This window comes from Mesorhizobium sp. M8A.F.Ca.ET.202.01.1.1 (assembly GCF_004791595.1).
In the GTDB taxonomy this organism is placed as follows: domain Bacteria; phylum Pseudomonadota; class Alphaproteobacteria; order Rhizobiales; family Rhizobiaceae; genus Mesorhizobium.
The window spans coordinates 78,056-96,297 of sequence record NZ_SRUN01000013.1; the positions used below are offsets into that span (position 1 = coordinate 78,056).

General features: G+C 62.9%; 17 protein-coding genes, 1 other RNA gene and 1 pseudogene. 9 read left to right on the top strand and 10 right to left on the bottom strand.

The features are described from left to right. The first annotated feature begins 95 nt into the window (after window positions 1–95). The 3 genes and pseudogenes from EN845_RS25550 to EN845_RS25560 all read left to right on the top strand — a co-directional run bounded on the left by EN845_RS25550 (window position 96) and on the right by EN845_RS25560 (window position 2,040). The gene (locus EN845_RS25550) at window positions 96–1,013 is read left to right on the top strand and encodes a methyltransferase domain-containing protein (protein WP_127870711.1); all 918 of its coding nucleotides are present in this window, start codon (window positions 96–98) and stop codon (window positions 1,011–1,013) included. 100 nt (window positions 1,014–1,113) lie between these two features. Continuing rightward, the gene (locus EN845_RS25555; RefSeq protein WP_127278432.1) at window positions 1,114–1,473 is read left to right on the top strand and encodes a hypothetical protein; all 360 of its coding nucleotides are present in this window, start codon (window positions 1,114–1,116) and stop codon (window positions 1,471–1,473) included. 33 nt (window positions 1,474–1,506) lie between these two features. After that, window positions 1,507–2,040, top strand: a pseudogene (locus EN845_RS25560) (AAA family ATPase). A 7-nt stretch (window positions 2,041–2,047) separates the two neighbouring features. Here EN845_RS25560 and EN845_RS25565 read toward each other — a convergent pair. The 7 genes from EN845_RS25565 to EN845_RS25600 form a co-directional block, all read right to left on the bottom strand. Continuing rightward, on the bottom strand, window positions 2,048–2,989 hold the full coding sequence (locus EN845_RS25565) for a glyoxylate/hydroxypyruvate reductase A (protein WP_127278434.1): 942 nt from the start codon (window positions 2,987–2,989) through the stop codon (window positions 2,048–2,050). 30 nt (window positions 2,990–3,019) lie between these two features. After that, window positions 3,020–4,651, bottom strand: a complete 1,632-nt coding sequence (locus EN845_RS25570) for an ABC transporter ATP-binding protein (RefSeq protein ID WP_127278435.1) — start codon at window positions 4,649–4,651, stop codon at window positions 3,020–3,022. Continuing rightward, window positions 4,648–5,793, bottom strand: coding sequence for an ABC transporter permease (locus EN845_RS25575; RefSeq protein ID WP_127870712.1), 1,146 nt, complete (start codon window positions 5,791–5,793; stop codon window positions 4,648–4,650). Before EN845_RS25575 ends, EN845_RS25570 begins: the two co-directional genes overlap by 4 nt. After that, complete coding sequence (locus tag EN845_RS25580; protein ID WP_127278437.1) at window positions 5,793–6,887, bottom strand: microcin C ABC transporter permease YejB; 1,095 nt, start codon at window positions 6,885–6,887, stop codon at window positions 5,793–5,795. The genes EN845_RS25575 and EN845_RS25580 overlap by 1 nt, the downstream gene beginning before the upstream one ends. A gap of 279 nt (window positions 6,888–7,166) precedes the next feature. Beyond that, entirely contained in the window at window positions 7,167–9,035 is a 1,869-nt protein-coding gene (locus EN845_RS25590; RefSeq protein WP_127870713.1) for an extracellular solute-binding protein, read from the bottom strand. Window positions 9,036–9,049: 14 nt separating this feature from the next. After that, window positions 9,050–10,927 carry an extracellular solute-binding protein gene (locus EN845_RS25595; protein WP_135907125.1) on the bottom strand — a complete coding sequence of 626 codons (1,878 nt, stop codon included), beginning with the start codon at window positions 10,925–10,927 and terminating at the stop codon, window positions 9,050–9,052. A 169-nt stretch (window positions 10,928–11,096) separates the two neighbouring features. Further along, the gene (locus tag EN845_RS25600) at window positions 11,097–11,744 is read right to left on the bottom strand and encodes a cytochrome c family protein (protein WP_127870715.1); all 648 of its coding nucleotides are present in this window, start codon (window positions 11,742–11,744) and stop codon (window positions 11,097–11,099) included. A 194-nt stretch (window positions 11,745–11,938) separates the two neighbouring features. On the opposite strand from EN845_RS25600, the gene EN845_RS25605 reads away from it, so the two are divergent. Then, entirely contained in the window at window positions 11,939–12,667 is a 729-nt protein-coding gene (locus EN845_RS25605; RefSeq protein WP_127870716.1) for a 3-deoxy-manno-octulosonate cytidylyltransferase, read from the top strand. 9 nt (window positions 12,668–12,676) lie between these two features. Continuing rightward, complete coding sequence (locus EN845_RS25610) at window positions 12,677–13,540, top strand: prephenate dehydratase (RefSeq protein ID WP_127279079.1); 864 nt, start codon at window positions 12,677–12,679, stop codon at window positions 13,538–13,540. 1 nt (window position 13,541) lies between these two features. On the opposite strand, the gene EN845_RS25615 is transcribed toward EN845_RS25610, so the two are convergent. From EN845_RS25615 to EN845_RS25625, 3 genes are read right to left on the bottom strand one after another with little or no spacing between them, the layout of a single operon-like run. After that, window positions 13,542–13,841, bottom strand: coding sequence for a Dabb family protein (locus EN845_RS25615; RefSeq protein WP_015314049.1), 300 nt, complete (start codon window positions 13,839–13,841; stop codon window positions 13,542–13,544). Window positions 13,842–13,868: 27 nt separating this feature from the next. Continuing rightward, window positions 13,869–14,810 carry an NAD(+) diphosphatase gene (gene nudC, locus EN845_RS25620; RefSeq protein ID WP_127870717.1) on the bottom strand — a complete coding sequence of 314 codons (942 nt, stop codon included), beginning with the start codon at window positions 14,808–14,810 and terminating at the stop codon, window positions 13,869–13,871. Between the two features lie 52 nt (window positions 14,811–14,862). Next, window positions 14,863–15,282 carry an HIT family protein gene (locus tag EN845_RS25625; RefSeq protein ID WP_127870718.1) on the bottom strand — a complete coding sequence of 140 codons (420 nt, stop codon included), beginning with the start codon at window positions 15,280–15,282 and terminating at the stop codon, window positions 14,863–14,865. A gap of 144 nt (window positions 15,283–15,426) precedes the next feature. Between EN845_RS25625 and ffs the strand changes: the two genes are divergently transcribed. The 4 genes from ffs (at window position 15,427) to EN845_RS25645 (ending at window position 18,231) form a co-directional block, all read left to right on the top strand. Further along, an RNA gene (gene ffs / locus EN845_RS25630) (signal recognition particle sRNA small type) lies at window positions 15,427–15,523 on the top strand. Window positions 15,524–15,625: 102 nt separating this feature from the next. Beyond that, a complete protein-coding gene (locus tag EN845_RS25635) occupies window positions 15,626–17,455 on the top strand; it encodes a DNA polymerase III subunit gamma/tau (protein ID WP_127870719.1) in 1,830 nt (609 codons plus the stop codon). A gap of 31 nt (window positions 17,456–17,486) precedes the next feature. Further along, window positions 17,487–17,810 (top strand): YbaB/EbfC family nucleoid-associated protein, encoded by a 324-nt coding sequence (locus tag EN845_RS25640; RefSeq protein ID WP_127280300.1) that lies wholly within the window; start codon window positions 17,487–17,489, stop codon window positions 17,808–17,810. A gap of 13 nt (window positions 17,811–17,823) precedes the next feature. Further along, window positions 17,824–18,231: a hypothetical protein gene (locus tag EN845_RS25645; protein WP_127280301.1), complete on the top strand. Its 408-nt coding sequence runs from the start codon at window positions 17,824–17,826 to the stop codon at window positions 18,229–18,231. Window positions 18,232–18,242 lie beyond the last annotated feature (11 nt).

The following is an 18,242-nucleotide window of genomic DNA, read 5'->3' on the forward strand; positions in this document are numbered from 1 at the left end:
CTCGCCGGGCAAAGCCTGCTCAATTCGGTTCAGCTTCGGCGTGCTTTGCTCTACACAGATGGGCGGCCGGCTACCCTGCCGGTGGAACCATCATCATGAAACCGCTTCAGACCTCGTCGGGCGACCCGAACGCCGATCGCCGTGCAGACTATGCCGAAATGCTCTTTGTCTCCGGCGATCACACTGCGGCGGCCGAGTTGCTGCTCGGCGCGCTGGAACTGGCGCCGCAATGGGCAATGGGCTGGTTTCGCCTCGGCGAGATGCAGGAGGCATCAGGCAGGCTCGACCTTGCGGCGCAGGCCTGGACGACGTCGCTGAAACTCGATCCGGCCGATCGCCAGGGCGCGGTGCTCAAACTGCAGCTGATCGGCAAAGGTCCGGCCTCCACCGCGCCGCCCAGCGCCTTTGTCGAGACGTTGTTCGACCACTATGCCGAGACATTCGAGGAGACGCTGGTCGGCAAGCTCGACTACCGGCTGCCCGAGGTGCTCGACGCTGCCATCCGCAAGGCAAGGCCGGGCCGCTTCCGCCTGGCGCTCGACCTGGGTTGCGGCACCGGACTGATGGGCGAGAGGCTGAGGCCGATCGTCGACCGGCTGGAGGGGGTCGATATCTCGGCAAGGATGCTGAGGAAGGCGCGGGCAAAAAATATCTATGACGCGCTGACAAAAGCGGATTTGCAGGATTTTTCCTATTCGGGCGGCAAGGCCGATCTGGTGACGTCAGCCGACGTGCTGATTTACATCGGTGGGCTCGAAGGTTTGGTGGCAGCGGTCGCCGGCCTGCTCGCCGAGGGCGGCCTGTTTGCCTTTTCCGTCGAGAGCCTCGTGGATGGCGGCGACTTCGCGCTGCAGCCGTCGCGGCGCTACGCCCATTCGGATGGCTATGTCGGACGGACCCTCGAGGCCAACGGTCTCTCGATCGTCGCGCTGGAACCGACAACCATCCGCTGGGATCGCCGAGAGCCTGTCAAAGGCCTGGCCGTCGTGGCACGGAAAGCTCAGGCCGTGTGAGGCCAGCTCGTTGCACTGCTGCGAAAAAGTCCGATTTGCGTGCGCGACTGATATTTGCGATCTGGTCGCATCAGGGCGGGATACCAGGAGGAGCACTTCGATGCGCTGGAACATGATGATCTTGGCGTCTTGCCTGGCAACCACCGGCTGCGTCGGCAATTCAGCGTCCGAGCGGCAGGATGCCAACATCGAATCCTCGCTGCAATATGACAGCGTGCCATGCGATCAGTTGCTGGCGCAGCGCAACGGATTGGCGCAGCAATACAATCTCCCGACGACCGCCAAGCCGACCTTCTCCAATCCCGCCATGGGCTTCGGTCCGTTCACGCCCGACATGCGCTCCAAGGCCCAGCGCGACAGCGACAAGGCGTCGGGCGAGATCGATGCCATGAACCGGTCCATCGACCGCCGCGACTGCGGCAAGCCGGACAAGCAGAAGAAGTTCGCTCTGCCTGGCTGATAATCCAACCGTCCATTAGCAAGGCTCCGTCCGGTGAACCTCTCGGACCTCGGCGACCGCATCTGTATCCTTGGGCCGTCCAACAGCGGCAAGTCGACGCTCGCCGACGCGATCGCGCGCAAGCGTGGCCTGACACCCATTCATCTCGATCTGCTCTTTCACCTGCCCCACACGGATTGGGTGCAGCGTCCGAGGGACGAGTTCATTGCCTTGCATGAGGCCGCGATCGCTGGCGAGCGGTGGGTGATGGACGGAAACTACTCGGTTTGCATGCCGCAACGCTTCCAGCGGGCGACGGGATTGATCCTGCTGGACATCTCCACCTCCGCAAGCCTGTTGCGCTATTTCAGGCGAACCCTGTTCGAGAGGGAGAGGCGCGGGGGCTTGGAAGGCGGGCGCGACAGCATCAAATGGGACATGATCCACCACATCGCCGTGACCACGCCGAAAAATCGCCGGAGATAACGGACAATGTTCGAGCAGATCGATCTGCCGAAGCTGCAACTGTCGTCGGTCCGGGCAATCAAGGAATGCTTCCGGGAGTGGGACTTGCCCAGAGGAGGGTAACGCCCTGCTAATATCCCGCCTTGCGGTCCACCAGATTGTCGAGCTTTTCGCCGCGCTCGAAAGCATCCATCTGGCGCAGCATGGTCGGCGCCAGGTGCACGGGATCGGAGGTCGCCGCGGCATGGGGTGTCACGAACACTTTCGGATGGGTCCACAGCGGGCTGGTCTTCGGCAGCGGTTCGACCTCGAACACGTCGAGGCTCGCTTCCTTCAGCGTACCGTCGTCCAATGCCCGTATGATGTCGGCGTCCTTCTGCAGGCGCCCACGCCCGGCATTGATCAGCACCGAGCCGCCAAGGCCGTTGCGCTTGCGCAACTCCTTCAGCACGCCGTAATTGATGATGCCTTGCGTGTCTGGAGTAAGCGGCAGAAGCACCACCAGAATGTCGGTGGCATTGAGGAATGGGATCAGGCCTGCTTCGCCGGAATAGGTCGCCACGCCCTTCATCGGCCGGTCGCTGCGCGACCAGCCATTGACCGCGAAGCCGAGCGACAGAAGCACCGAGGCCGCGGCCCGGCCGAGGCTGCCGAGACCCATGATGCCGACGGAAATGTCGCCGGCCGGCCGCTGCAGCGGCTCGTGCCAGGTCTTCTTCAGCTGCTGCGACCGGTAGAGCAGGCCCTGGCGGTGATGGTCGAGAACCCGCCAGACGACGTACTCGGTCATGTACTGCGTGAGGTTGTCGGCGACGACCTTGACGATCGGCACGTCGGGCAGGCCGGGATCGGCGAAGATATGGTCAACGCCTGCGCCGATCGAGAAGATGGCGCGCAGATTGGGCAGCGACGACATCAAATTGGGCTTGTGCTTCCACACCACCGCGTAGGTGATCGAAGGATCCTTGGCGCCGTCCGGCTCCAGCACCACCTCGCGCTCGGCCGACAACAGGTCGCGCCAGCGTTGCGGATGAAAGCCGGTGACGGCAAGCAGGATACGGCCTTTTTCCATCGCGGTTCGTTCAATCCTTCCTTGTGCGGATCACTCGCTGACCGCGCCTGTCGGAGCCGTCTCGATCTTGAAGGCGGCCGAGATCAGCGCCCGAGTATAGTCGGTTTGCGGATTTCCAAAAATCTGTTCGGAAGGGCCGGCTTCGACGATCTGGCCGTTGCGCATGACGATGACGTCATTGGCCAGCGCCCGGATGACCTTGAGGTCATGGCTGATGAAGAGATAAGCGAGGTCGTGCTTGGCCTGCAAATTGCGCAGGAGATCGACGACCTGCGCCTGCACGCTCATGTCGAGCGCCGATGTCGGCTCGTCCAGCATGACGAAGCGCGGGTTGAGCACCATGGCGCGGGCGATGGCGACACGCTGGCGCTGGCCGCCGGAAAATTCGTGCGGATAGCGGTTGCGGGTCGCCGGGTCGAGGCCGACTTCCTTCAGCACGGCGGCGACCTTGTCGTCGCGCTCGTCGGGCGACAGTTTCGGCTCGTGGATCTTCAGGCCTTCCTCGATGATCTCGGCGATCGACATACGCGGGCTGAGCGAACCGAACGGATCCTGAAAGACGATCTGCAGTTCGCGTCTGAGCGGCCGCATGGCGTTGAAGGTGAGCTGGTTGATGTCGCGGCCGTTGAACTGAATGGTTCCGGTCGACGAGATCATGCGCGCCAGCGCCAGGCCGAGCGTCGTCTTGCCGGAACCGGACTCTCCGACCACACCGAGTGTCTGGCCGGCGCGCACCGTGACATCGATGCCGTCGACCGCTTTCACATGATCGACCGTGCGCCGGAAGAAGCCCTGCTTGATCGGGAACCACACCTTGATGTCCTTGCCGGTCATGACAGGCTTGGCGTCGGCATTGGCGGCCGGCGGCTTGCCTTTCGGCTCGGCGGCCAGAAGGTGGCGTGTATAGGGGTGCTGCGGGTTAGCGAAGATGTCCTTGGTCGGGCCGGTCTCGACGATCTTGCCCTTGGTCATCACGCAGACCCGGTCGGCGATCTTGCGCACGATGCCGAGGTCATGGGTGATGAACAGCATCGACATGCCCTTGCGGCTTTTGAGGCCCGCGAGCAGTTCGAGGATCTGTGCCTGCACCGTGACGTCGAGCGCCGTCGTCGGCTCGTCGGCGATCAGCAGTTCCGGCTCGTTGGCGAGAGCCATGGCGATCATGACGCGCTGGCGCTGGCCGCCCGAAAGCTGATGCGGATAGGCGTCGAGCCGCTTTTGCGGATCGCGAATGCCGACTTCGTTGAGCAGGGCCAGCGTGCGCGCCTTGGCCGGACGGTCGCCCATGCCCTGATGCAGCTTCAGGATTTCGACGATCTGATGCTCGATCGTGTGCAACGGATTGAGCGAGGTCATCGGCTCCTGAAAGATCATGGTGATCTTGTTGCCGCGCACCTGGCGCAATTGCTTCTCGCTCATGGCCAAGAGGTCGGCGCCCTGGAACAGGATCTTGCCCGACGGATGGCTGGCGCTGGGGTAGGGCAGCAACTTCAGCACCGACAGCGCCGAGACCGATTTGCCGGAGCCGGATTCGCCGACCAGCGCCACCGTCTCGCCCCTGGCGATGTCGAACGAGATGTGGTCGACGGCAACGGACTGGCCGCCGCCCTGGCTGAAGGCGACGCTGAGGTCCTGCACGCTGAGCAAGGGCGCTCCGCTCATTTGAACGTCTTGCGCGGATCGAAGGCGTCGCGCGTCGCCTCGCCGACAAAAACCAGCAGCGACAGCATCAGCGAGATGACGACGAAACCGGATATGCCGAGCCAAGGCGCGTTGAGGTTGCGCTGCGCCTGCTTGAGCAATTCGCCGAGCGAGGCCGAACCCGGCGGCAGGCCGAAGCCGAGATAATCGAGCGAGGTCAGCGTCGAGATCGATCCGCTCAGCAAAAAGGGCAGGAAGGTCAATGTCGCCACCATGGCGTTGGGCAGCAGATGCCGGAACATGATGGTGCGGTTGGGTACGCCGAGCGCGCGCGCCGCGTTGACATATTCGAAGTTGCGGGCGCGCAGGAACTCCGCCCGCACCACCCCGACCAGCGCCACCCAGGAAAACAACAGCATCAGGCCGAGCAGGATGAAGAAGCCGGGCGGCAGGATGGCGGCGACGATGAGCAGCAGATAGAGCACCGGAATGGCCGACCAGATCTCGATGAAGCGCTGGAACAGCAGATCCGTCCAGCCGCCGAAATAGCCTTGCAAGGCACCAGCCCCAACGCCGATGAGAGCCGAGCCGGCGGTCAGGATCAGGCCGAACAGCACCGAAATGCGGAAGCCGTAGATGACGCGCGCCAGCACGTCGCGTGCCTGGTCGTCGGTGCCGAGCCAGTTCCAGTTGCCGACATTGCAGGCTGGGTCATCGGCTCCTTGCGGATACTGGTTGCAGCGCGTCTTGGCGTCGTATTGCCAGGACGGCTTGGCGGGTGCCGCTTCCGGGATGGCGTTGTTGACGGTCTGGTAGGAATAGCGGATCGGCGGCCAGATCATCCAGCCATGGGCATTGATTTCGTCCTGGATCACCGGGTCGCGGTAATCCGTGACCGCATAGAAGCCGCCGAATTTTTCTTCGGGGTAAGCGACCATCACCGGAAACAGGATTTCGCCCTTGTAGGAAGCGATGATCGGCTTGTCGTTGGCGATGAATTCGGCAAACAGCGACAGCACGAACAGGATGAGGAAGATCCATAGCGACCAGTAGCCGCGCCGGTTGGCCTTGAAATTCTGCAGGCGGCGCTTGTTGAGCGGCGACAGGAACGGCCGTGGGAGCCGCTCCGGCAAGACACCGGCGGTAACGCTTGCCTCCGACATCAGACGTCTCTCCGCTCGAAATCGATGCGCGGATCGACCCAGGTGTACATCAGGTCGGACAGGAGCCCGATGAACAGGCCAAGAAGCGAGAAGATGTAGAGGTTGGCGAACACCACGGGATAGTCGCGCTCGACCACCGACCGGAAGCCGAGCAGGCCGAGCCCGTCGAGGGAGAAGATATTCTCGATCAGCAGCGAGCCGGTGAAGAAGGCCGAGATGAAGGCACCGGGGAAGCCGGCGATGACGATCAGCATGGCATTGCGGAAGACGTGGCCGTAAAGCACCTGCCGTTCCGACAGGCCCTTGGCGCGCGCCGTCACCACATACTGCTTGCGGATTTCCTCCAGGAACGAGTTCTTGGTCAAAAGCGTCGTCGTGGCGAAGGCCGACAGCACCAGCGCCGTCAGCGGCAAGGTCATGTGCCAGGCATAGTCGGCGATCTTGGCCGGCCACGACAACTGATCCCAATTGTCGGAGACAATGCCGCGCAACGGGAACCAGTCCCAGAACGAGCCGCCGGCAAACAGCACCATCAGAAGAATGCCGAACAGGAAGCCCGGAATGGCATAGCCGACAATGACGACGCCGCTGGTCCAGACGTCGAAGGGGGTGCCGTCCCTGACCGCCTTGCGGATGCCGAGCGGGATCGAGATCAGATAGGACAATAACGTGATCCAGAGCCCGATCGAAATCGAAACGGGCATTTTCTCAAGGATCAGGTCGAGCACCGAAATATCGCGGAAATAGCTGTTGCCGAAATCGAACCGGGCATAATTCCACAGCATCATGCCGAAGCGCTCGAGCGGCGGCTTGTCGAAGCCGAACTGCTTCTCCAGCTTCTTGATGAATTCCGGGTCGAGGCCCTGGGCGCCGCGATATTTCGAGCTGACGTCGCCGGCAGCGTCGAAATTGGAACCGCCCGCATCGCCGCCGCCACCGCCGAGGCGGTCGCTGCCGCCCTGGTTGGTCAGCTTGGCGATGACCTGCTCGACCGGGCCGCCAGGCGCGAACTGGATGACGGCGAAGGATATCGCCATGATGCCGAACAGCGTCGGGATCATCAAAAGGATGCGGCGCAGTATATAGGCGCCCATCAGATGGTATCCTCCTCAGGGAGAGCCACCGTGTCCGGCGGCACCCCCAAGGCAGTCGCGTCAGGCCAATTGTCGACGCCGGCGCCGCCCCTCATTGTCCTGCCGGACATTTCTCCCCGTATAGGGATGGGGAGAAAGGGGCTGGCCATGATCTCGGCGCTCTTATCGCGACGCTTGTAGTTGGCGAAATCACTGATCAGAGCACCCCTCTCCCCGTCACTATACGGGGAGAGGATGCCGGCAGGCAGGTGAGGGGCAGCGCCAACGCCCGCAAGAAATTCAGCCTTTGCCAATTTTTGCCGCCTTGCCCTTATCGAACCACCACAGCGCCTCGACCGGAAAGCCGAAATCGGGCTTTTGCTCGACAAAGCCGAACATGTCCCAATAGGCGACGCGGTGATTCGCCAGATAGTATGTTGGAATCCAGTCTAGCCGCGCGCGCAAGATCCGGTCGAGCGCTCTCAGCGCCGCGACGAGTTCTGCGCGGCTTTGCGCCTTGCCGGCCGCCACGATCAGCGCGTCGATGGCCTTGCTTTTCGTGCCCGGATAATTGCGCTGCCCCGGTGTGTCAGCCATCCGGGAATCATAGAGCATTTCCAGCCCGTCATCAGTCGGTGTCGCTCCGATCGACCAATGGAGCATGTTGAGATCGAAGTCGAAATCGCTCTGCCGCTGTTCATATTGCGCTGAATCGACTTGCCTGATCGATGCGTCGATTCCGATCGCCTTCATATTCTCGGACCACGGAGTGTAGATGCGAACGATGCCATCATCCTCCGCCAGCATTTCAACCCGCAGCCGCTCACCCTTGTCGTTGACGAGGAAACTGCCCGCGCGCTTCCAGCCGGCTTGCGCAAGCAACCGCGAAGCCTCGCCCAGCTGCTTGCGGTCATGGCCCGAACCGTCGGAGAGGGGCTGCGTTACGGCTTCACCAAAGACCTCTGGCGGCAACTCGGCTCGGAACGGCTCCAGCAGGGCCAATTCCTCAGGCGAGGGCAGGCCTTCGGCTTTGTAATCCGACCGTTCGAAATTCGATTGAGCGCGTTCGTAAGAGCCGTAAAACAACGCCCGCTTCATCCACTCGAAATCGAAGCATCTGGCGATCGCTCGTCGCACCCGTTCGTCGCGAAATTGCGGGCGACGCTGGTTAAGCGCGACGCCCTGCATGTCCGGCGTCTTTTCGCCGGGAAATTCCCGTTTGACGACCTTGCCGTCCTTCAACGCTGGAAAGTCGTATCCGGTCGCCCAGACACGCGCGGTGAATTCCTCGCGAAAATGCGTATCGCCCTTTTTGAAGGCCTCGAATGCCGCCTGCCGGTCGAGATAGAAGTCGATGCGTATACGGTCGAAATTGTACAGACCGCGGTTCACCGGGAGATCGCGGCCCCAATAGTCGGCCACGCGGTCATATTCGACAGTCTGTCCGGCCGCGACGCGTCCGATCCTGTAGGGCCCCGAGCCAAGCGGCGGTGTCATCGTTGAGGCATCGAAATTGTTGGCCGTATAAAAGGCCTTGGACACGATCGGCATTCCGACGACCGCTAGGATGTTTTGCGCGGACTGTTCGCCATTGAAGGTCAGGGCAAGGGTGACGGGATCGACCGCGACCGCCTCCGTCATATGCCGCAGCGCCTTGGAAAGGTTCGGGTGGCCTTGGTCCTTGTACAGCTTCAGCGCGGAGGCGACGTCTTCGGCGGTCAGCGGCGAGCCGTCATGGAAACGCGCTTGCGGCCGAAGCGCGAAGCGGAAGCCGTTGCGGTCTTGCGACAGCGTGACGGACTCGGCAAGCAGGCCGTAGACCGCATCCGGCTCATCGAGCGCGCTTGCCATCAGGGAATCGAAGCAGAGTTCGGCGCGCGGCGGCGCCTCTCCTTTCAACACCAGGAAATTCAGTGTGTTGAAAGTCAGGAAGCTCTGATTGAGGGTTGCGCTGGGCGGCGTGAAATTCATCTGGCCGCCCTTGGGAGCGTCCGGATTGACATAGTCGAAATGCGCAAAATCCGGTCTGTATTTGAGGTCGCCGAAGGCCGACAGGCCGTGCAGCTTGATCCCGGTGGCAATGTTTGCGAAAGCCTTGCCCGGCAACAAGGCGGCGGCAGTGGCAGCTGCGCCAAGAGCGAGAAAGTCGCGGCGGGGCAGGGCCGTCATCGATTGCCGCCCCATCAATTACCGCCTTTGTATTTGGCCGCCAGCGCCTTTTCCTTGTCGAGATCGACCCACCAGGAATCGATATCGGCGCCGACATAGGCAGGCTGCTTGTCGGGGAACTTGAACTTGTTCCAATAGGCCAGCCAGACGGCGGAACGGTAATATTGCGGCACCACGTAGAAGTTCCACAGCAGGATGCGGTCGAGTGCGTGGGTGGCGGCGACGAGATCATCGCGATCGGTGGCGAAGATGATGCGATCGACCAGCGCATTGACGATAGGATCCTTGATGCCCATCAGGTTGCGCGAACCGGGCGCGTCGGCGGCCTTGGAACTCCAGAAATCGCGCTGCTCGTTGCCAGGCGACTCCGACTGGCCGAACAGACCCGTCACGACATCGAAATCGAAATGGTTCACACGGTTGATGTACTGCGTCTGATCGATGATGCGCAGGGTAGCGTCGACGCCGATCTTGCGCAGGTTGGCAATGTAGGGGCTGGCGATCACCTGGTCTGTGTCGTTCCAGCCGAGGATCTCGAACTTGAACGGTGCGCCTGTCTTGGCGTTGACCATCTTGCCGCCCTTGATGACCCATCCGGCCTTGGCGAAGAGATCGACGGCCTGCTTCAGATACTTCCGTTCCGCTTGCGGCGAATCGTAGACAGGCAGCTTGAACTCCTGAGTGAAGAGTTCCGGCGGCAGCTTGTCGCGGTATTTTTCCAGGATCTCCAGCTCCTTGCCCTGCGGCAATCCGCTGGACGCCAGTTCGGTACCCTGGAAATAGCTCGATGTGCGGGTATTGAAGCCGAAGAACAGCGTGCGATTCATGCTCTCGAAATCGAATGGTATGGTCAGTGCTTCGCGGACCAGCCGATCCTGGAACAGCGGCCGCCTCTGGTTGAGAACAAAGCCTTGCATCGGCTGTGGCGACTGTGTCTGGAAGTCCTTCTTGATGACGTCGCCTGCCTGAATGGCCGGGAAATTATAGGCCGTCGCCCATTTGCGAGAACTGTATTCGCGGTTGATGTCTTCCAGCCCACCTTTCGTGAACGCAAGCCAGGCGGCATTGTCGTCGAGGATGTAGGTGTATCGGCGCGTGTCGAAATTCTCGCGGCCGATCTTTACCGGCAGCTTAGCCGCCCAATAGTCCGGCACGCGCTGCCAGACGATTTCCGAACCGGGTTTGAAGCTGGCGATCTTGTAGGCGGCCGAGCCGAGCGGGATTTCCAGCGTCGGCTTGGTGACATCGCGCTTCTTGCCGCTGGCATCGGTGCCCTCCCACCAGTGTTTCGGCAGCACGGCAAGGTCGCCCATGATCTTGGGCAGTTCCCGGTTGCCCTTCTGGTTGAAATGGAATTCGACCTCGCGATCGGAGATGGCGACCGCATCGGTGACGTTCTCGAAATAGCGGCTGTATTGCGGGCTGTTGGCCTTCAGCACCTGGAACGACCAGATCACATCGTCGACGGTGATCGGCTGGCCATCATGCCATTTGGCGCGCTGGTCGAGCCGGTAAGTCGCCGAGGAATAGTCAGCCGGGTATTTGTAGGCGTCGGCGATCAGGGGATGGCTGACGCTGCCCTCATCGGTCGCCTGTTCCATCAGCGTGTCGTAGAGCAGGCCGCCGCCGAAGCCGACAAGACCCGCGGCAGGCGATCCCTGGACGACATAGGGGTTGAAGCTGTCATAAGTGCCGAGCAGCACCGAATTCAGCGTGCCGCCCTTGGGCGCGTTCGGATTGACGTAGTCATAGTGCTGGAAATTGTCGCCGTATTTGGATTGGCCGATCAGCGATGAGGTTGTCCGCCACTCGTCGGCCCGGGTCGTCTGCAACCCTGCTACCAGCAGGGCCGCCGCCAGCAGCGACTTGAGAAGCGTTCGGCCAGCCGTCATGCACTCTCCCTTTCGCGATGCGTGCCAGATCATCCAGAAGGGCGATCCTAGATGATTTGACGCTCGTGGAAACCGCAATGCGCCGGCTTTGTCGCCGCACCGCGCATTTTCCCAACAAAAAAGCCGGGCTGAACCCGGCTTTTTCAAGGACGTCGAGATGACAATCCGGTTATTTTGCCGGCGCTGCCGGAGCGGCCGGCGCCGCGGGCTTGGCCGGTGCGGCGCCGTCAGCGGGCTTGGCGGGCGCGGAGGCATCAGCAGCGGCGCCCGGTGCCGGCAGCGGCTTGGGATTGTCCGACAGTGTGCGCAGATAAGCGATGACGTTGGCGCGGTCCTCGTCCTTGGGCAGGCCGGCAAAGCCCATGGCCGTGCCCTTCACGAATTTCTTCGGCGAGGTGATGAAGTGGTTGATGTTGTCGTAGGTCCACTTCTCTGTGCCGCCCTTGGAGAATTCCTTCATGCCGGCCGAATAGGCGAAGCCTTCATGCTCGGCGACAGGGCGATCGACGAGATCCCACAGATCCGGGCCGACCTTGTTGGGGCCGCCCTTTTCGCCTGAATGGCAGGCCTGGCACTTCTTGAAGACGGCAGCACCGGCCTCGACATTGGCGGTCGCCAAGAGGTCGGCGATCGGCTTGGCTTCGGCGGCTGGAGCGGCAGCGCCGCCTTCGGCCGGTTCGGCGGCCTCGATGGCGAAGCCGGGCTTTTCCGGCGCCGGCGAGGCAAACAGCGCGTCCGACACAATGCCGACCGAGAAGACGACGAAAACGGTTCCGAGCAATCCGGCGAGCAGCTTGTTGACTTCGTTGGAATCCATACGCCCCTTGCTCCCTTTTCCGGCGGACCGAACCGTCCACTCCGTCCGTCGGTATCGAGACCTGCCCTCCAGGGCCGGTCAAATCGGGCGGAAACTAGGTCTTTTGCTCCAGCGTTGCAACACCTATAAGGGCGCTGCCAGTGAGACCTTTTGCCACTTTTCCTTGTCCTCTTTTCGAACGCCTCGCCAGACCGATGTCCACCTTGATCCTGATCCCGGCCCGCATGGCCTCGACCCGCCTGCCGGGCAAGCCGCTGGCCGACATTGCCGGCGCCCCGATGATCGTCCATGTCGCGCGCCGCGCGGCCGAAGCCGGGCTTGGCCGGGTGGTGGTGGCGACTGACACGCAAGGCGTGGCCGAAGCGGTGCGCGCGCATGGTTTCGAGGCGGTCATGACGCGCATCGACCATGAATCGGGTTCCGACCGCATCCACGAAGCTCTGTTGGCGCTCGATTCCCGAGGCGAGGTCGAAACGATCGTCAATGTGCAGGGCGACCTGCCGACCATCGATCCCGGCATCATCGCCGCGTCGCTCAGGCCGTTCGAGGACGCCGCGGTGGATATCGCCACGCTCGGCGTCGAGATCGTCCGCGAGGAGGAAAAGACCAATCCCAACGTCGTCAAGATCGTCGGGTCGCCGCTGTCGGCCACGCGGCTGAGGGCGCTATACTTCACCCGCGCTACCGCGCCCTGGGGCGAGGGGCCGCTTTATCACCATGTCGGCCTCTACGCCTATCGCCGCGCCGCGCTCGAGCGTTTCGTCGCCCTGAAGCCGTCGCCGCTGGAGCGCCGCGAGCGGCTTGAGCAGTTGCGGGCACTGGAAGCCGGCATGCGCATCGACGCCGAGATCGTGCAGTCGCTGCCGCTCGGCGTCGACACGCCTGAAGACCTGGACCGCGCCAGGGAAATCCTTTCAAACTGAGATATCGGCATGCCTGAAAAGACCAACAGAATATCCTTCCAGGGCGAGCCCGGCGCCAATTCCGACACCGCCTGCCGCAACGTCTATCCCTCGATGGAGCCGTTGCCGTGCCCGACCTTCGAGGACGCCTTCAATGCCGTCGAGACCGGCAAGGCCGATCTCGCCATGATTCCGATCGAGAACACCATCGCCGGACGCGTCGCCGACATCCACCACCTCCTGCCGGAATCCAGGATGCACATCGTCGGCGAATATTTCCTGCCGATCCATTTCCAGCTGATGGTGCTGCCCGGCGTCAAGCGCGACGAGATCAAGACCGTACACACACATATCCACGCGCTCGGCCAATGCCGCAAATACATCCGCAAGAACGGCTGGAAGGGAGTGGTCGCCGGCGACACGGCGGGCGCCGCCAAAATGATCTCCGAGGTCAAGGATCGCACCATGGCCGCGCTGTCGCCGGCGCTGGCCGCGACGCTCTACGGGCTCGACATTATCGAGGAGAATGTCGAGGACACCGACAGCAACGTCACCCGCTTCGTCGTCCTGACCAAGAGCAAGCAATGGGCCGAGCGCCCGTCACCCGACGTCAAGATGATGACGACCTTCATCTTCCGCGTCCGCAACGTGCCAGCCGCGCTCTACAAGGCCATGGGCGGCTTCGCCACCAACGGCATCAACATGACCAAGCTGGAGAGCTACCAGCTCGGCGCCTTCACGGCGACGCTGTTTTACGCCGACATCGAGGGCCATCCCGACGATCCGCTGGTCAAGCTGGCGCTGGACGAGCTTCGCTTCTTCTCGCGCGAGGTGCGGATTCTCGGCGTCTATCCGGCCAGCGAGTCGCGCGAGCAGTGGAAGGTGGCGGATTGAGCTACCAGCCCAGCGGCACGTAGTCGATTTCCATGAAGGTCTCGACCTCCGGCACCCAGCGGTCGCGCACGAAGGCGACATGGTCGGGATGGTCGTTGTACCTGGTGTAGGCGGCCTGGTCGGCGAACTCCATCGAGAAGCCGAACTGATAGTCGTTCTTGGGGCTGACCTGCCGCAATTGCTCGAAATGCGTGACGCCCCGGATCGCCGAGAGGATTTTCCTGGCGTCGACGAGAAACCGCTTTTCCTCCAGCGAGTGCGGCGGATGCTTCAGCGTGAAGACGACGGTGTGACGGATCATTTGTCTCTCCTGCAATGACTTCGATGACTATTCGCTGTCGACCCAGGCGCGGATGAGGTGATGCGCGATGGCGCCTTTCGGCGGAGTGACCAGCGTGTCGGGATGCGTGCGGTCCAGCATCAGGCGAACCTCGTCGCGCAAAAACCAGCGGCAATCCTCCAGTTCGTTGAGGTCGGCCTGGATGTCTTCGTTGAGCGGCTCGCCGAAGCATCCGATCATCAGCGAATAGGGGAACGGCCAGGGCTGGCTCGCGTGGTAGACGACGCGGCCGAGCCGGATCCCGGCCTCCTCCAGCGTCTCGCGGCGCACCGCCGCCTCGATCGTCTCGCCGGGCTCGATGAAGCCGGCAAGTGCCGAATACATGCCCGGCGCGAAGTGCCGGCCACGCCCGAGCAGGCATTTGTCCCGCGTCGCCGTCAGCATGATCGCCACCGGGTCGGTGCGCGGAAAATGCTCGGTGCCGCAATTCGGGCAATGGCGCTTGTAGCCGCCCGCCCGCATCTGCGATTGCGTGCCGCATTTGCTGCAGAAGCGGTGGCTGGCGTGCCAGGCGAGCAGGGCCGCCCCTTGTGCCATGGCGCCGGCGGCGGCCTCGTCGATCAGTCCTTGCATATAGACCGAGCGGTAATCGATCGCCTTGACGGTTTCGGGCAACTGTTCGGCATCGATGCCGGCCAGCACCGCCAGCACCGGCCCCTGTTCGGAAAACCCGAGCAGGACGCCCTGGTCGAAGGAAGGGCTGAAGGGATCGCTCTCGGCGATGCGGTACCAAGGATCGAAACCGCCATCGGCGAGTTTCAGGTAGAGCCGGCCGCCATTCATCAAAAGCAGCCGTGTCGTCGGATCGGCCAGCGCCTTGTCGACCGAATCGTCGGCGCGGTTCTCGGATTGCCGGTCGATCGTGTTGCCGGCAAAGCCGACGAACTGGCTCGGCTCGCGCACGGGCGCGTCAAACAGGCGAAAGCTCATATGGACTCTGGTGCTTTGGGATGGACATGCTTGGGATAGACACAGGGAAGGCTTATAGCGCTGCCCTTATCGTTTCGGCAAACCGGCGCAGGTCGGAGCGCTGATAGGGCTCGTGCAGGCCATGCCCCCACACCGGGCCGGGCCAGCCGGGATCCCCCTCGGACCGTGCGACGATATGGATATGCAGTTGGCGCACGATGTTGCCGAGCGCGCCGGTGTTGATCTTGGTGCAGCCGCTCACCTTCTTCAGCGCCTGCGCCACCATATTGGTCTCGAAGGTCAGCATCGCCTGGTCGAGCGGCGTCATGTCGTGGATTTCCTCCGCGCCCGGCCGCTGCGGCACGAGGAGCAGCCACGGCCAGCGGCGGTCGTTCATCACCCGCAATTCGCACAGCCCAAGCCACATCAACTGCTCGCTGTCAGCCTCCAGCCGGGCATCCAGCGTGAATCCGGCCTTCAGGCCCGGCAGCATCGGCGTTTCCCTTGCTTTTCTTGGCTTCCTCAAACCCTGAACGCTAAAGCGGCTGCATCGGGGCTGCAAGCGAATCTCGCGGTTCGCGGTGCCGATTTGCCTGCGCACTTGCATTTCGTCGCGCAATTGCCGATATGGACAGCGGGAGGTTGGTGGTGGACGATCCACTCGCCAACCGGGTCAGGTCCGGAAGGAAGCAGCCCTAACGAGCCCGGAACGGGTCATTGTTCCAGCCTCCCACCTCATCGGCCCTCCTCGCGACATTGACGACGCATTGCAGCGCGGGCGAGACTATGCGCAGGAATCGGCGCTTTGGGCGCGGCCTTTTGGAGCTTAACGGCGAATGAGCGAAGCCGGAAATTCGGGGCCCGATAGTTTGGCGACAGGCAAGGCCGCGGCCTACCGTGTGCTGGCGCGCAAATACCGTCCGTCGAATTTCTCCGAGCTGGTCGGCCAGGAGCCGATGGTGCGCACCCTCACCAACGCCTTTGCCACCGGCCGCATCGCCCAGGCCTGGATGCTGACCGGCGTGCGCGGCGTCGGCAAGACCACCACCGCGCGTATCCTGGCGCGGGCCCTGAATTATAAAACCGCCACCGTTGACCAGCCCTCGGTCGACCTCGCCGTGCTTGGCGAGCATTGCCAGGCGATCATGGAAGGCCGCCATGTCGACGTCATCGAGATGGACGCCGCCTCGCACACCGGCATCGACGACATCAGGGACATCATCGAGCGCGTGCGCTATGCGCCCGTCTCAGCCCGCTACAAGGTCTACATCATCGACGAAGTGCACATGCTGTCCACACAGGCCTTCAACGGCCTGCTGAAGACGCTGGAAGAACCGCCGCCGCATGTCAAATTCATCTTCGCCACCACCGAAATCCGCAAGGTTCCGATTACCGTCCTGTCGCGCTGCCAGCGCTTCGACCTGAGGCGCATCGACGCCGGCGCGCTGGTCGCGCATCTCTCCTCGATCGCCGGCAAGGAAGGCATTTCGGTCGACGACGACGCTCTGGCGATGATCGCGCGCGCGGCGGAAGGTTCCGCCCGCGATTCGCTCTCCATTCTCGACCAGGCGATCGCCCATGGCGCCGGCTCGGTCAGCGCCGAGGCCGTGCGCGCCATGCTGGGCCTGGCCGACCGCGCCCGCATCGTCGATCTGTTCGAACATGTGATGAAAGGCGATGTGGCGGCGGCGCTCGGCGAATTCCGTGCGCAATACGACACCGGCGCCGATCCGGCCGCCGTGCTCACCGACCTGGCTGAGTTCAACCACCTCGTCACCCGGCTGCGCTTCGTGCCGACCGCAATGGACGATGCCTCGCTGTCGCAGGACGAGCGCCAGCGCGGCGCCGATTTCGCCAGGGCGCTGTCGGTGCGCGTGCTGTCGCGGACCTGGCAGATGCTGCTCAAGGGCATTCCCGAGGTACAGTCCTCCAACCGGCCGGTCAGCGCCGCCGAAATGGTGCTGATCCGGCTGGCGCACGCCGCCGATCTGCCGACATTGGACGAGGCGCTGAGATCGCTGGAGAGCGGCGCCTCGGCCACCGGCGCCGCGCCGCGTCCGAACGGCGCGCCCGTGAACCCTGGCAATGGCGGTCCTGGCGGCAATGGGGCCAGCGCCGTGGCGCAGGCGCGCATGCCTGGCGGCTCGGGCGGCGCGCAGACCATGCGGCTGGTCGAGGCCGCGCCCGCTCCGGCCGCCTTCGTCGCGCCCCCGCGGCCGGCGCCGGAGACGCAAGCCGTACCGCTGAAATCGCTGGCCGACATCGTTGCCCTTGCCGACGCTCAGCGCGACGTCGCCTTCAAGGTGCTGGTCAAGCGCTGCATCCGTCTGGTGCGCATCGAACCTGGCCGCATCGACGTCGGCCTGACCGACGATGCGCCCAAGATGCTGCTCAACGAACTGACGACGAAACTGCGCGCCTGGACCGGCCGCAGCTGGCTGGTGTCGCTGTCTAAGGAGGAGGGCGGCCAGACGCTGGCCGAAATGGAATCGACGAAGCGTGAAAACGCTTTCCTCGATGCCAGGAACGACCCGACAGTCGCCGCCTTCCTGACCCGCTTTCCCGGCGCCAAGATCATCGATGTGCGCATTCCCGACACGCCGGATGCCGAAGCGAGCGAGGCCGAAATGCCGGTCGAGCCGCCGGCCGATGACGACGAACCCTGATATCCAGCACTAATCCGCAAAGGATCGGACCATGAAAGATCTTCTCGGCCTGATGGGCAAGGCGAAGGAAATGCAGGCCAAGTTCCAGGCCATGCAGGATGAGATCGCCACGGTCGAAGCCGTCGGTCAGGCTGGCGGCGGCCTGGTCAGCATCATTTTGAGCGGAAAGTTCGACATCAAGTCGCTGAAGATCGACCCGTCCTTATTCAAGGAAGACGAGGTCGAAATCCTCGAGGATCTGATTCTTGCCGCGCACAATGACGCCAAGGCCAAGGTCGAGCAGATCATGCAGGAAAAGACCAAGGCGCTGACCGCTGGCCTGCCCATCCCGCCAGGAATGAAACTGCCTTTCTAGCGCTCGGTGCGCCATGATCGACGAGCCGTCCGAAAGACTGATCGAGCAGCGTATCCGCAACAGGATCTACGAGATTCTGGAAATTCTCGCCGATTGCGATGCGGGTGTCGATCTCGTCGGCATCAAGGGCTACTTCAATCTCTTCGAGGATTTCGTGCACCGCCCGTCGATCGAGGCCGGCACGTCGGCGCTTTCGAAGGACGAACGCGCGATCGTGCTGGAAATCGCCGAATTCCTGGAGGCGGCCTCCGAAACGAATCCTGATTTCACCAAGGCCGAGTTCATCGACAGCGACTGGCCAGGCAAGATCGCGCCGGCGGCTAGGGAGGCGCGGGCGCTGTTTCTCGGGCGGGGCCTGTTTTCAGAGAAGGTCGAAGAGGTCGAACCCGGTCGGTCGGCGGCAATCGCCGCCGGGCGATAGGCTTTCCCGCG

Coding starts and splice junctions, on each gene's coding strand:
- EN845_RS25565 (WP_127278434.1), bottom strand. CDS start 2,989: ATGGAAAAAGGCCGTATCCTGCTTGCCGTCACCGGCTTTCATCCGCAA.
- EN845_RS25600 (WP_127870715.1), bottom strand. CDS start 11,744: ATGGATTCCAACGAAGTCAACAAGCTGCTCGCCGGATTGCTCGGAACC.
- EN845_RS25625 (WP_127870718.1), bottom strand. CDS start 15,282: ATGCTGCCGGGCCTGAAGGCCGGATTCACGCTGGATGCCCGGCTGGAG.
- EN845_RS25610 (WP_127279079.1), top strand. CDS start 12,677: ATGCCTGAAAAGACCAACAGAATATCCTTCCAGGGCGAGCCCGGCGCC.
- EN845_RS25575 (WP_127870712.1), bottom strand. CDS start 5,793: ATGTCGGAGGCAAGCGTTACCGCCGGTGTCTTGCCGGAGCGGCTCCCA.
- EN845_RS25555 (WP_127278432.1), top strand. CDS start 1,114: ATGCGCTGGAACATGATGATCTTGGCGTCTTGCCTGGCAACCACCGGC.
- EN845_RS25590 (WP_127870713.1), bottom strand. CDS start 9,035: ATGACGGCCCTGCCCCGCCGCGACTTTCTCGCTCTTGGCGCAGCTGCC.
- nudC (WP_127870717.1), bottom strand. CDS start 14,810: ATGAGCTTTCGCCTGTTTGACGCGCCCGTGCGCGAGCCGAGCCAGTTC.
- EN845_RS25635 (WP_127870719.1), top strand. CDS start 15,626: ATGAGCGAAGCCGGAAATTCGGGGCCCGATAGTTTGGCGACAGGCAAG.
- EN845_RS25615 (WP_015314049.1), bottom strand. CDS start 13,841: ATGATCCGTCACACCGTCGTCTTCACGCTGAAGCATCCGCCGCACTCG.
- EN845_RS25605 (WP_127870716.1), top strand. CDS start 11,939: ATGTCCACCTTGATCCTGATCCCGGCCCGCATGGCCTCGACCCGCCTG.
- EN845_RS25645 (WP_127280301.1), top strand. CDS start 17,824: ATGATCGACGAGCCGTCCGAAAGACTGATCGAGCAGCGTATCCGCAAC.
- EN845_RS25570 (WP_127278435.1), bottom strand. CDS start 4,651: ATGAGCGGAGCGCCCTTGCTCAGCGTGCAGGACCTCAGCGTCGCCTTC.
- EN845_RS25640 (WP_127280300.1), top strand. CDS start 17,487: ATGAAAGATCTTCTCGGCCTGATGGGCAAGGCGAAGGAAATGCAGGCC.
- EN845_RS25595 (WP_135907125.1), bottom strand. CDS start 10,927: ATGACGGCTGGCCGAACGCTTCTCAAGTCGCTGCTGGCGGCGGCCCTG.
- EN845_RS25550 (WP_127870711.1), top strand. CDS start 96: ATGAAACCGCTTCAGACCTCGTCGGGCGACCCGAACGCCGATCGCCGT.
- EN845_RS25580 (WP_127278437.1), bottom strand. CDS start 6,887: ATGGGCGCCTATATACTGCGCCGCATCCTTTTGATGATCCCGACGCTG.